Consider the following 13,029-nt stretch of genomic DNA (forward strand, 5'->3'; position numbering starts at 1 on the left):
GCAATATTTTATGGTTACAGAAACGACAGATAAGACGTTTGAAGCCGACACGGCCGATGGCGTGACGTTGACCGACTTTTGGGCAACTTGGTGTGGTCCTTGTCGGATGCAATCACCCGTTGTTGAGCAACTGGCTGATGAAATGGACAACGTGACCTTTAACAAGATGGACGTTGATGCGAACCCTAACACGCCCCAATCATTTGGGATTATGAGTATTCCAACCTTGCTGGTTAAGAAAGACGGTAAGGTTGTGGACTCCATTGTGGGTTATCATTCAAAAGACCAATTAAAGAAGATTCTTGACCAATACCTTGAAGCGTAAGGTTGTGGGTTAATCAAAAAGGACGATCACCATTTGGTGGTCGTCCTTTTTTAGTTAGGTTAGTCGGTTTCAGATTCGGGCGTCTCATGATCGACGATGGTCAGTGGTGTTGGGGCATCAAAGTCCGGAATCACGTTATCGGGGTCCGTGTAAACGGCGAAGGTGACGGTGTTACTTCGCAGCTTGCGCGGCGTTTCAATGGGTTCCGCCTCGGTTAAGACGCCTAACTGTTGTGCCATCATTTCGGCTAGAAATCCCGCCTCTAACGTGAAGTCGGCGGCGGTATCTAAGGCCTTGTGTAGTTTAACCGGTTCGCCGGTGAGCTGCCACTGAGTCATGTCGGCCGATTGCTTAAGTAGTGTCAAATCGCCAAAGCCGGCCTGCTTGAAGAAGACTTGGGCATCTTTAGGGCTGCCCACTGGGAAACGGCGAGCCAAGGCTTTGCCGGCCCAGTAACTGATATCGCCCTTGTCATCGCCTAGTAATTCCGACAAGAGGGCATCGCGCATTAAAAATTGTGGTAGGTAAGGGGCGCCGTCGGGATCACCCATGACGGTCTGATAGAGATTATTCACGATTATAGACTCCTTCATCCGATAGTTTATACGGCCTATTATACCGTACTTTAGGGACAAATTTAGACCATAGGGAAACTTAAATAATTTTTATCACCCCTTGGCCGTTTTGGCCGAGTCGTTGCTTGAATCTCCTCGTCAAAAAGGCGATAATAAAATTTCAGGTAGGCTTGAACATCAGGGCAGATCGGTTCAGTTCCTTGGCTTGATGTTTGGTAAAAACTGTTCGCAAGGTGACTGGCCAAAGTTAGGCCAGTCGCGCTTGTTAGAAGACTGACTAGTTAGCGATATGGAGGCGAAGGCCCAAGATGGAACGAACATTGGTGATAGCGACGAACAATGCCGGCAAGGCCCGCGAGTTTCGGGCGATCTTTGAGCCCAAGGGGTTCACGGTGCAAACGTTGGCCGATTTTCCTAATCTCAAACAGATTGCCGAAACGGGGTCGACCTTTACCGAGAATGCCACGCTAAAGGCGGCAGCGGTTGCTGAGGCGACGCAATTGACGGTCTTGGCCGATGATTCCGGGTTGATGGTTGATGCCTTAGAGGGCGAGCCAGGCATATATTCTGCTCGCTATGCTGGCGATCATGATGACGCGAAGAATAATGCCAAGCTGTTGGCAAAGCTTAAGGGAGTTCCGGCCGACCAACGGGGCGCGGCCTTCCATACCTCATTGGTTTTGCGTCAGCCCAGTGGGCATCAGCTGGTGACCACGGGTGAGGTTCGGGGCCTAATTCTGAGTGCGCCGCGCGGGAATGATGGGTTTGGTTATGACCCGCTGTTCTATGTTCCCAGTGAACATCAGACCTTTGCCGAGATGCCGTTGGCCACGAAGAATCAGCACAGTCACCGGGCCAAGGCCACGGCGGCCATGCTACCGCTCTTCGATGAATGGTGGGAGGCGGCACAATGAGTAAATGGCTGGTAATCAGTGATAACCATGGGGATGTCGAAATCCTATCGAAGATGCAGGCTGCACTCCAACCGGATGTGATCTTTCACTGTGGCGATTCCGAAATGGCCCACGATGACCCTTGGTTCCAAGGCGTCCATGTGGTTCAGGGCAATATGGATTATGATAGTGAATTTCCGCTGGTGGCAACGCCGACCATTGAGGGTCTCAAGGTGCTATTGACGCATGGTCACTACGATGCCGTTCATTGGGATCTAACCAAGTTAAGCTTACATGCGGATGAAGAACGGGCGGACGTGGTCTTCTTTGGCCACACGCATGAGCTGGCGGTCGAGGTGACCGATGGCCACTTGTTCGTGAATCCTGGCAGTATCAGTCAGCCACGGGGTGAGTTCCGCCGTCTCGGTGGGACGTGCGCCCTATTAACGGTTGACGACCGGCAAGTGAAGGTTCAATATTATACTAGAGATGGACAACCGGTGCCCGATCTGGCCTTTGTCTATCAACGATCGCAATTCTAGAAAGGATGACTTGACCCATGATTGACCCTGCTGTTGAGCAGATGTTACGAGAAGATCCAGCAAGCTACGTGATTCCAGCGGAGGTGGTTGCCAATGTGACGGCGACTAATACCTTGGAACATGCCCTGATGGTCCTGTCGAAAGTGGGCTACAGTCGTGTCCCCGTCCTGGATCCCGATGATCGCCTGCAAGGGATGATTTCCTTAGCGGCCATTACGGATCGTTTGCTGCATGTGCCAGGTGCGGCGGTCGATCAACTGAGCCGCTACACCGTGGCAGATGCCATGTTGCCCGTTGATCACTGGGTGGACGACCCGGCTAAGCTGGAAACCATTTTAAATTACATGATCGACGAGCCCTTTGTGCCGTTGGTCAATGAAGATGGGATCTTCCAAGGTATCATTACCCGACGAGAAATCTTGAAACGCGTTAATTATCTGGCGCATAATTTAAATGAGCAATACAATGTGACGCCAAAGAAACAACCTGAATCATAGAGACGTTTTGGGAGCAACCATGACTGGTTGCTCTTTTTTTGCAAAAAAAGTCACCTCATCGGTCGATGGGGTGACCACGATTGCGGTTTATTTATTCGGGACCGTTGCATGACTGGGGAGTGTGATACCAGCCTGGCGAATGGCCTTTAGATAGGCAGTTAGGAAGGTGGCCTGAATGGTAAATTGGCTGCCGCTCTTGGCGACCACCACAACCTGATAGACGAGTTCGCCGGTGGGCAAGGTGACGACCCCGGTCAGGATGGGGTCGCCGATCACGCTGGGGTGATCGGGTAACAACTTGGCGTTGGTATCGGCGATGATGCTTGGGAGTTGTTCCACCGGCGTGGTGGGCGCGATCGGTATATTGACGGTGGCGTGCATGTTGTTACGCGATCGGTTGGAAATGATGGTAATATTCCGATTGGGAATAAAATTAATCGTCCCGTCCGCGCTGGTGACTTGGGTGGTGCGCAACCCCATGTTGGTGACCGTGCCTTCGATCGTCCCGATCTTCACGGAATCACCGATGTCGAGCTGCTGTTCGAACAGGATGGAGATCCCGGTAACCAGATCACTGACAAAACCTTGGGCGCCGAGCCCTAAGGCCAAACTGAAGATTCCGGCACCGGCGATAAGCGTACCCACCGGCACCCCCAGGGTGGACAGCAGGGCGTAAATCCAGAAGAACAGAATGGTATAATGAAACAGGTTCATGCTAAGCATGCTAATGGTTTGCACACGATTACTCGATCCGGATTTGGGAATCAGGTAGCGCTTGAAGCTACGGTTCAGAATGGCCTTACCGACCAGGTTAATCACGAAGAAGAGTAGGGTCAGTGACACCAGGGTCAGGAAGCGACTGGTGATCAAATGCAGAAATTTTTCACCACTGAAGGAATTTACATAATTTTGAAACCACTTAGATGAAGTGGGAGACGTTGCGACTAGGTCCATCAACGGATGAGCCTCCTTTGCTCATTGTATTTAGAGTCTAGTTTAGCAGACTTTGACGGTTGCGGGTGAGTGAGATTGGAATTGCTTTCAAAATTAGGGATTTAATTGCGTGTGACCGGCGAGAATGCTATTCTATTGATAAGTAAATGAGCACAAGGAGGGGTTGTCATGACCGGTGGACAAGTAGCGGGCCTGATTGCAGCAGTTGCATTCTTAATCTTGGTCCTCTTCATTGGCATGTTCTTAGTTAAGATGAATAAAACGTTGGGTGAGGTTAATCGCTCGATGAAGACAATGACGTCCGATGTGGATGTGATCAGTCACCAAGCAGAAGACATCATGGCGAACGCCAATGAGTTACTGGAAGATGTGAATAAGAAGGTTGCCACGATTGATCCAGTCTTCCAGGCCGCCGCTGATTTAGGTGAAAGCGTTTCTGACTTGAATACCGCCACCCGGAACTTAACGGAAAAGGTCGGCGACACGGCTAAGCAAACGGCCAAGACGACGTTAGCCGCCCGGGTTGGCAAGACTGCGTTTGATTTATATCGGAACCATAAAAACAAGGATTAATCACGGAAAGGGAGTCATGAGAATGGCAAAACACAAGTTATTAGCAGGATTAGTACTGGGTGGCGCAGCCGTTGCTGCCTACCATGCACTCGACCTGGAACAGCGGGAAGCCTTGAAAGATGCTTGTCGCGAACGGGTGAATGCCTTGAAGGACCGCGCCGTAGATTACGCTTTTTATGCCGCCGATGCCGCCGATGATTTCAAGGAATCCTTGAATGATCACCTGGCAGCCAAGACGGATGCACCAGCTTGGCAAACTTTAAACGATGACGACACGGCGGATGATGCCGATGATGACATCGTTCTAAAGAGTGCCGAAGTTGCCGACCTGAATGATACCGCCGCCGATGCTGATGAAGCTAGTGACGACTCAGACGATGCCGCCGATGATACCAGCGACTCGGACGCCGAATAAAGTCAAACCAAATAAAAAGCTCGTCGAATTTAATTTCGACGAGCTTTTTTAATAGCTTAAGCATTAACCAACGTAAGTGAGTTCCTTAGAGGTGTGGGTGAAAGGCAGGCTACCATCGGCGGTGACGTGGATACAGTCTTCGATCCGCACGCCAGCAACGCCAGGAATGTAAATCCCGGGTTCAATGGAGAAGCACATGCCGGGTTCGAGGACTAACTTGTTGCCTTCCATGATGGAAGGGAATTCGTGGTCACTCATGCCCATCCCGTGACCCGTACGATGGATGAAGTATTCACCGTACCCGGCCTTGGTAATAATGTCGCGGGCAATCTTGTCAACTTCTTCAGCGGTCATGCCGGGCTTAACGGCAGCCTGAGCGGTTAACTGAGCTTCCAGACAAACGTCGTAGATTTCCTTTTCCTTAGCGGTTGGGGTCCCAAGAGCTACGGTCCGAGAGGCGTCGGAGATGTAACCGTCATAGACCGTCCCTAGGTCGAAGAGAACCAGTTCATTGTTTTGGAATTTGGTGTCGTTAGTGGCACCGTGTGGTTCTGCGGCATGGGCACCGGCTTGAACGAGGCTACCGAAGGACATTTCCATAATGCCTTCCTTCATCAACGCGTACTGTAATTCGGCTACGGCAGACTCTTCAGTCCGGCCAGCCTTAACGGCAGCGAAGCCATGTTCAAAGGCGAAATCGTCCCACTTACCGGCGATTTCCAATTTCTTGATTTCGTCGGCCGACTTGATCAGCCGCATGTGTTCGATGTAGCTGGTAATATCGATATCGAATTGAGGGTTACTAAATTGAGCGGCGAGGGCTTCCATCCGAGCAACTTGTAATTGACCTTTTTCCACAGCAATGTGGGCAGGGTCAACGTGGCGTTGCTTGACTTGGTCCGCAATCATGGCCCATGGATTTTCGTGATCCAGGTAGCCGATGACTGGGAATTGCCAACCAGTAGCCTTAATGACTTCTACTTCGAGGGCCGGGGCGAAAATAAAGGGGTCCTGGTCGGGGAAGACGACGAGGGCGAGAACCCGTTCGATGGGGTCACTGCCGAAGCCGGTTAAGTATTGGATGGTCTTTGGGTTGCTAAGGTAAGTCATGCTAGCGTGCTGTTCTGCTGTCCACTGCTGAATCTGTTCAAGTTTAGTCATTGAATCACCCCTTCAAAATATTGGGTTAATTATACCATATCGCAGAATGTTGCTTGAATAATAGTGAAAATTAAGGTATTCTTCTATGTGAAAGCGTTTTCAATGTTGCGCGAAAGTAAGAGTTTCTGTATACTGGTCAAGTTGCTTGAAAACGGATGAAAACGACTCAAAACAAGAAAGAAAGGGCTATCGCTATGGAAAAACAAACTGTAACAATTTACGATGTTGCGCGCGAAGCAGCGGTATCCATGGCCACGGTTTCCCGAGTGGTTAATGGTAATCCCAACGTTAAGCCAGCGACACGCAAGAAGGTTCTCGAAGTGATTGATCGCCTCGACTACCGGCCAAATGCTGTTGCTCGTGGCCTCGCTAGCAAGAAGACCACCACGGTTGGGGTCATCATTCCCGACGTTACCAACGCCTACTTCTCGTCATTAGCACGAGGAATCGATGATATCGCGATGATGTATAAATATAACATCATCCTGACGAACTCAGATGAAAACGGGGGCAAAGAGGTTCAAGTTCTCAATACCTTAATGGCCAAACAAGTTGATGGCATCATCTTCATGGGTAACCAGGTGACCGATGAACTCCGCGAGGAATTCAAACGGTCCAAGGCACCCGTTGTTTTGGCAGGTTCCGTGGATTCTGAGAAGACCCAACCCAGCGTGAACATTGACTACATTGCTGCAGTTGCGGAAGCCGTTAAGAACCTAATCGATCACGGCAACCAGCGGATTGCCTTTGTCTCCGGGTCAATGGACCAGGCGATTAATCATGATTACCGGCTTAAGGGGTACAAGAAGGCCTTGAAGGATGCTGGTATCAGCTACGACAGTAAGTTGGTCTTTGAGACCGACTACACTTACAAGGCTGGTCAGTCCTTAGAGCCTGCCCTGACAGCAGCGGGGGCCACGGCGGCATTCGTTGGTGACGATGAGTTGGCCGCGGGGGTCATGAATGGCCTCACCGACGCCGGTGTTAAGGTTCCGGATGAATTTGAAGTCATCACGAGTAACGATACCAAGTTAACGGAATTGGTTCGGCCTAAGATGAGCTCCATCACCCAACCACTCTACGACATTGGTGCCGTGGCGATGCGGTTACTGACCAAGTTAATGAATAATGAAACGGTTGAAGAAAATACGGTCATTTTACCTTATGGGTTAATGAAGCGTAGTTCCACCAAGTAGACCGATCTATGAAAAACGTTGTCGTGAAAGCGACGGCGTTTTTTATTGAGGAAAATCAGGTGGCAATGTGAAAAAGCCATGAAAAAGTATAAATTTTCATGTGATTAAGCCGTCCTTAACCTTTCTGCAAAGGGAATATGCTAGAATAGTGGACAAATAATTTTATGAGATGAGGAGGTGCTGAGTTTGGAAACACAGAGTCGAATGGCCCGTTATCATTCAGATGAAGACGAGGAACCATCCCAGCAACCAGCGCCGACAACCGAGTATCAACGCCGTCCGGGACTGGACCGTTGGCTGGCATTGTTGTTCGCCATTTTAACCATCACGCTTGGACTACGGTTCACGGTCTTCAATGCATCCTATACGGCAGGGGTCGTTTCCCGTTCGTCGGTCGGTGAGAAGGTCATCAATCGACTAAATGATGACCTCGAGGAACTGGGGGTGACTGGCAGTCCTGTGAGTGCTAGTATTGCGGAACCCTTCTTGGCACAAGGGATCGAACGATTATATGGTCAGTCGGTGACCACCGTGGATACAACCGATTTGACCACGGCTATCAAGACGCAGGCCGCTCAGACGGGGGTCACGGCGAGCGAGAGCTTTACCAAGCGGATTAGTCAAGATGCCCAGAAGCTGACCAAGGCCACCTTGAATTCCGCGACCATGACAGCGGCCATGGCTCGCGTTCAGCTGATTCGCCGACTGAATCTCTGGCTGATGATTGCTAGTGCCTTGCTCGCTGTGGTGACGCTCATCTATGCGGTAGGCGTTCATCACTTCTTAGGAAGCCTTGGGCCTGGACTTAGTGTGGGCGGGCTGCTAACGGGCCTGGTGAGCACTGGGGCGTTCTTCTTGGCACCGTTTGCGATTGTCTCGACGAGCACGCTCGCAACCCACCTCATGACGCCGGTGGCTCGCAGTGGTCTAAGTGTGCTGATCTTCGTGGGGGTCGCTGAGATCGTCTTGGGCCTGCTGGTGATGCTCGGTCATCGAACTTTTCGTCGTGAGTAATCATTCGTATATAAATAGGAAATAAGCGTAAAACGTTCACCCATTAATCAGTTAGTTAAGGGGTGAACTTTTTTGTATTCATGAATATTTCTTGCATTTATTGATTGACCCATCGGCTTACTGGATATATTATATTAATCAAGGGTTTAATGAGTAAACCGGAATTTAGAGAGATTGGTTGGCTATTTGGTAATGTTTAGAGACAAACTTGGTTGCACAAATGACTATTAGTTGCACTCAGGTGTTAAGGTATTAAAATGCCATGTTGAGGAACATAAACCGTTGATCTGAGATTTATCATGATTTTGAGGACTGGCTAGCCCGCTATTTGAGAGGAGCACATCAACGATGCAAACAAAACGACACTTTAAGATGTACAAGGATGGGAAGCACTGGGTCTTCGCTGCCATCACGGTTGCAACGATTGGCCTGGGCACACTTGCTGGCCAAGATATTTCGGCACACGCTGATACCGCAACGGGTAGTACAACAAGTGGCCAAACAGCGGCTGGAACTTCAGAAAACGATGCTAAACAAGCCACATTAGGTTCTGTGGCGACTAAGAATGAAACAACTGATGAATCCGGTGCCGGTACTGGGAGTGATTCTGGCAACGCTGCTGGAACGGGTACTGGTGCCAACGGGACCGATACGGGCAGTGTGGGTACAGGTACAGGTGAAAATAACGGTAGCTTAAGCGATGGTGCGACCGGATCGAATGGTTCCGATACTGGAAATGGGTCCGGAACGATTAACGACAACGGTTCGACGGGGACTAACGATGGCACCGGTTCCGGCTCTGGCAGCAATGGCAGCACCGGTGATGATTCTACCGGGTCTGATCTGAACAAGACGGACGCTACGGAAACGGCCACCGCTGGCAGTCCCGTTAACACAAACGCGATGACTATCCAAGCTTTGGCTGCCGATGTCCCAACGGACAACAGTGGGTTTACCTATACCGCTCATGACGATGGTACGGCAACCCTGGATGGCCTGAGTAAGGTCTTTGATGGCGATACCATGGTTATTCCTGGGACGGCCGAGATCAGTACGGATGGTGGGGCAACCTATCAAACCTATAAGGTGACTGACATTGCTAGTGGGGCATTTGCTGCCGGAACTGGCAAGATGGATAGTGTCACCAAAGTCGTTATTGGTGATGGGATTCAAACGATTGGTGACAATGCCTTTGCTTACCTGAAGAATTTACAAGTCGTGGACCTAAGCGAAAACCATTCGTTAACTTCGATTGGTGAACAGGCTTTTGTCATGACCGGCTTGACATCGATTGATCTGCCATCGACGGTTACGACCATTGGTGATGGGGCCTTCCAAAGTAGCCAATTGACGAGTATTGTGATGCCAGATTCGTTGACCAGTATCGGCGATAAAGCCTTTATGTACACGCCAATGACTAGCGTGGATTTCAGCTCGGCAACGCATCTGACGACGATTGGCAATGAAGCCTTTACGAGTGCCCACCTGACCACGTTAACGTTACCAGACAGTGTGACGAGCATTGGTAATCAAGCGTTTGAATACAACAATTTGCAATCCGTTAAGCTTTCCAAAAACTTGAATTCAATTGGGTCGTTAGCATTCGCAAGTAATGGCGGCCTGACCGACGTGGACTTTTCTGGTGACACGACGCTCGCTAGTATCGGTGAGGGTGCCTTCATGAATGACGGGTTAACGACCTTAGACATTCCAAGTGCCACGACCATTGAGGCCGGGGCTTTCTCCGGCAACAGTGCCTTAACCACGGTTAACCTGGGTTCCGGTGTTCAAACAATTGGCAATTCTGCCTTTGCCCAATACACCTCCGCTGATGGTTCCGTTATTGGTGGGGATGACACCGGCTTAACGGCGGTGACCCTAGGAAGTAACGTCACTACCATTGGTGATAGCGCCTTTGCCCGGGCTAAGCAATTGACAACTTTGACGATTCCTAGTGATAGTCAATTAACGACTATTGGCAACAACAGCTTTTACGGCACCGGCTTAACGTCCGTTACCTTCCCAGCTACACTAACGTCAATCGGGGATGGCGCGTTCGAGTCTAACTTGAATCTGGCCAATGTGACGTTCACGAGTGGTGCCGCCGATCCCGATCTGACGATCGGCGCTGCGTCCTTCGCCTACGATGGCCACTTGACGACTATGAACCTGCCGGCCAATTTGGTTTCAATCGGTGATAGTGCTTTTGCGGCTGATAATTTAAAGGACGCCGACGGTAACGCTGCCGGTGGTCTGACGACCGTGAGCTTTGGTGATGGTAGTCGGTTAACCACCGTTGGCGACAATGCCTTCATTTATGATACCGCGCTGACCAACATTACGTTGCCGGATACGGTGACCACCATTGGTAAGCAGGCCTTCTTGGCGAACTCGGCCCTGACTAACTTCGTGCTTCCCGCCGGATTGGAAACGCTGGGCAACAATGCGTTTACTTATGACGACAATTTGAAGACGGTCGATACCAGCAAGGCCACGAAGCTGACGTCAATTGGCACCGGGACCTTTGAATATTCCGGTGTGGAGGGTTCGGGCACGACTAATGCCGATGGCGAACCCGTCTTCGTTCTTCCAGTAAATGTCACCAGTATCGGTGATTTCGCCTTTGCTGGAAGTCATCTGGAGAACGTGACGCTTCCTGCCGGATTGACCTCGATCGGTGAAGGGGCCTTCACCTACAACGAACTCGGCGGCAATATCGATCTGCCACAAACCGTGACGAGTGTTGGCGCCAAGGCCTTTTATGGGAATCAAATCGATGGCATCAATGTGCCTACGGGTGCTTCGGTCGGCACGGACGCGTTCAGTTACAACCGGATCACGGCGTTGACGTCGGGTACCGGTGATAGCTCACTGGCGCTGAACCAATATGCAGCTTACTTCGGTAATTCTGCCGACGTGACGATTGACTCCCTATTTGATACCCACGTTGGCGATCTGACTAACAAGGACCTGCTGGTGTCATCATTGACCAACGGCGTGACCTACAACGCCGCCGATGGCACATTTAATATTCCTGCCGGAACAACTGGCTTCAAGTTCGATTGGTCGCTGAACGACGGTCAAGGAAACACGTATGCTGGGGCCTACCAAGTGGTCTTAAACGACCCAGACATCAAGGTTGTCGATGGCCAAGCCTGGTACATGGACAACTGGACGCCAGAACAAAACTTTGTTAGTGCGGAACAACCGGATGGGACGAGCCTCAGTTATAACGACCTAACGGTGGTGGTCAAGAACGCTGCCGGCGATGACGTGAATGCCGACCAAGTCACGCAAACACCTGGGGTTTACAAGGTGACTTACAGCTACAAGGGCAGCACGTCGCAAACGATTACGTTGACGGTTTCCAAGCGGCAAGGGACCTATACCTTATCTGGGAACCAAGAAGTGACGTACACGGGGACCACACCAACGATCAATGCCAGTGACTACCAACTGAAGATGTCTGACGGGTTCGTCTACATCCTAAAGGATGGGGACCTGGAGTTGATTCCAACGAACGACTCGAATGCTAATAGCGTTCTGGATTCCGTTGGGGCCAGCACGCTGAGCACGGTGCCGAACGTTGGCACGTATCAGGTTGTCTTGAAGCCCGAAGCTATCGAGCGGGTTCAAAGCGAAGCGACCGCGGCCGGTCTCTTTGATTGGACCGAGACCAAGGACTCTAATGCGACGTTAAGCATTGTTCCGGCAAACTTCACCATCGCCGTTACCGGCGGTGATCAAACGAAGGTTGCGGGGACAGCTGATCCACAGGTAGCCTTTACGGTGACCGACGACAGTGACGATACGCAGACGCCGATTGCAGACTTCCCACTGGCCATTACGGTTAGCCGAGAACCAGGGGAGACGGTTGGCCAATACACGTACACGTTCTCTGTTACGCCAAGCGATAATTACAACGTGACCTACAAGCCGGCCATCTTAAACATCACAGCGGCAACCCCAACGTTGACTGGTAAGGATGCCACGATGACGGTTGGGGATGCGACGCCAACGGCCAGCACGTTTGGTGCCACGGCAACGGATATTAATGCGCAACCAGTCGCTGCCGACCAAATTACCATGGATCTGCAAGGCGCCGATCTGACGGTACCTGGCACGTATCCCGTTATCTTGAGTTACGGCGGGCAAACGGTCACGGTTAACTTGATTGTTAAGGCTGCTACGACTGGTGGTAACGGCGGATCTGGCGACAATGGTTCTGGAACTGTTGATCCAACTGATCCTACCGACCCCACTGACCCAACCGATCCGGTCAAGCCAGATAAGCCAGGGAACGGGGGCAATGTGATTCATGACAAGGGTGTTCGTGAACCTAGTACGGCAGTGAAGCCAACCCAAAAGGCTAAGCGGCCGGTGGTTGAATACTTGAACAACAGTGGTTCAGCCGCCACCGTTCAATTGGCTCATCATGATGGGACTGCTGCCAAAGCTAATGCTGGGCACAGTGTCAAGGTGAAGGGCCAAACCGATTTGACCGCCGATGCGGACAAGTCTGCCACGACTTTACCACAAACTAACGATGCACAAACGCCTTGGTGGTCAGTCCTAGGATTGACACTGGGAAGCTTTAGTTTGATTGGTTGGCGGAAACGTCGTCACAACTAAAAAATTCGTTAATGATTTCTAATTAAATACTCATAATTGAAAAAGACTCGTGGACGGCTTCGTCGTACACGGGCCTTTTTGACTAGCCCAATTCAGCTCGGTGGATTCAGGGCAACAATAAACGTTGTTATACCAAGATTTATAAAACATTATTATGCTGGAAAAGTTTTTATAAGGTAGATTGTAAAATTTAAGTTGAACATATTAGTGGACAGAAAAACCCATAAAGGTCTTTAATGGTGTCACCACAAC

The 13,029-nt window shown here is 50.6% G+C and carries 12 protein-coding genes and 3 pseudogenes; 12 read left to right on the forward strand and 3 right to left on the reverse strand.

Annotation, left to right across the window (positions count from 1 at the left end; all coding sequences use genetic code 11):
- Positions 1–10 precede the first annotated feature (10 nt).
- On the forward strand, positions 11–325 hold the full coding sequence (gene trxA / locus EKM96_RS08490; protein WP_061776731.1) for a thioredoxin: 315 nt from the start codon (positions 11–13) through the stop codon (positions 323–325).
- Between the two features lie 59 nt (positions 326–384).
- Here the strand turns inward: trxA and EKM96_RS08495 are convergent, their stop codons facing one another.
- Positions 385–900, reverse strand: a complete 516-nt coding sequence (locus EKM96_RS08495) for a YslB family protein (RefSeq protein WP_125642528.1) — start codon at positions 898–900, stop codon at positions 385–387.
- Between the two features lie 308 nt (positions 901–1,208).
- Here EKM96_RS08495 and EKM96_RS08500 point away from each other — a divergent pair, with 308 nt between their 5' ends.
- Genes EKM96_RS08500 through cbpB form a run of 3 tightly spaced genes read left to right on the forward strand, consistent with a single transcriptional unit; the run spans position 1,209 to position 2,832 of the window.
- The gene (locus tag EKM96_RS08500) at positions 1,209–1,814 is read left to right on the forward strand and encodes an XTP/dITP diphosphatase (protein ID WP_125642530.1); all 606 of its coding nucleotides are present in this window, start codon (positions 1,209–1,211) and stop codon (positions 1,812–1,814) included.
- The gene (locus EKM96_RS08505) at positions 1,811–2,335 is read left to right on the forward strand and encodes a metallophosphoesterase (RefSeq protein ID WP_125642532.1); all 525 of its coding nucleotides are present in this window, start codon (positions 1,811–1,813) and stop codon (positions 2,333–2,335) included. Before EKM96_RS08500 ends, EKM96_RS08505 begins: the two co-directional genes overlap by 4 nt.
- Before the next feature lie 17 nt (positions 2,336–2,352).
- On the forward strand, positions 2,353–2,832 hold the full coding sequence (cbpB, locus tag EKM96_RS08510; protein ID WP_125642533.1) for a cyclic-di-AMP-binding protein CbpB: 480 nt from the start codon (positions 2,353–2,355) through the stop codon (positions 2,830–2,832).
- A gap of 87 nt (positions 2,833–2,919) precedes the next feature.
- Here cbpB and EKM96_RS08515 read toward each other — a convergent pair whose 3' ends face one another.
- On the reverse strand, positions 2,920–3,786 hold the full coding sequence (locus EKM96_RS08515) for a mechanosensitive ion channel family protein (RefSeq protein WP_225417727.1): 867 nt from the start codon (positions 3,784–3,786) through the stop codon (positions 2,920–2,922).
- A 168-nt stretch (positions 3,787–3,954) separates the two neighbouring features.
- On the opposite strand from EKM96_RS08515, the gene EKM96_RS08520 reads away from it, so the two are divergent.
- Both EKM96_RS08520 and EKM96_RS08525 read left to right on the forward strand, forming a co-directional pair.
- Positions 3,955–4,359: a DUF948 domain-containing protein gene (locus tag EKM96_RS08520; protein ID WP_125642537.1), complete on the forward strand. Its 405-nt coding sequence runs from the start codon at positions 3,955–3,957 to the stop codon at positions 4,357–4,359.
- Positions 4,360–4,381: 22 nt separating this feature from the next.
- Positions 4,382–4,774 carry a hypothetical protein gene (locus EKM96_RS08525; protein ID WP_125642540.1) on the forward strand — a complete coding sequence of 131 codons (393 nt, stop codon included), beginning with the start codon at positions 4,382–4,384 and terminating at the stop codon, positions 4,772–4,774.
- A 63-nt stretch (positions 4,775–4,837) separates the two neighbouring features.
- Here the strand turns inward: EKM96_RS08525 and EKM96_RS08530 are convergent, their stop codons facing one another.
- The gene (locus EKM96_RS08530; RefSeq protein ID WP_125642543.1) at positions 4,838–5,935 is read right to left on the reverse strand and encodes a M24 family metallopeptidase; all 1,098 of its coding nucleotides are present in this window, start codon (positions 5,933–5,935) and stop codon (positions 4,838–4,840) included.
- Positions 5,936–6,129: 194 nt separating this feature from the next.
- On the opposite strand from EKM96_RS08530, the gene ccpA reads away from it, so the two are divergent.
- The 6 genes and pseudogenes from ccpA to EKM96_RS10845 all read left to right on the forward strand — a co-directional run bounded on the left by ccpA (position 6,130) and on the right by EKM96_RS10845 (position 12,777).
- Entirely contained in the window at positions 6,130–7,131 is a 1,002-nt protein-coding gene (gene ccpA, locus EKM96_RS08535; RefSeq protein ID WP_061776739.1) for a catabolite control protein A, read from the forward strand.
- Between the two features lie 177 nt (positions 7,132–7,308).
- A complete protein-coding gene (locus EKM96_RS08540; RefSeq protein WP_225417726.1) occupies positions 7,309–8,145 on the forward strand; it encodes a hypothetical protein in 837 nt (278 codons plus the stop codon).
- A 348-nt stretch (positions 8,146–8,493) separates the two neighbouring features.
- Positions 8,494–8,607: pseudogene (locus EKM96_RS10830) on the forward strand (KxYKxGKxW signal peptide domain-containing protein); the annotation flags it as partial.
- Positions 8,608–8,805: 198 nt separating this feature from the next.
- Positions 8,806–9,570: pseudogene (locus tag EKM96_RS10835) on the forward strand (leucine-rich repeat domain-containing protein); the annotation flags it as partial.
- 36 nt (positions 9,571–9,606) lie between these two features.
- Positions 9,607–10,356, forward strand: a pseudogene (locus EKM96_RS10840) (leucine-rich repeat domain-containing protein); the annotation flags it as partial.
- Between the two features lie 51 nt (positions 10,357–10,407).
- Positions 10,408–12,777: a leucine-rich repeat protein gene (locus EKM96_RS10845; protein WP_404819634.1), complete on the forward strand. Its 2,370-nt coding sequence runs from the start codon at positions 10,408–10,410 to the stop codon at positions 12,775–12,777.
- Positions 12,778–13,029 lie beyond the last annotated feature (252 nt).

The organism is Levilactobacillus tangyuanensis, assembly GCF_003946545.1.
Classification (GTDB): domain Bacteria; phylum Bacillota; class Bacilli; order Lactobacillales; family Lactobacillaceae; genus Levilactobacillus; species Levilactobacillus tangyuanensis.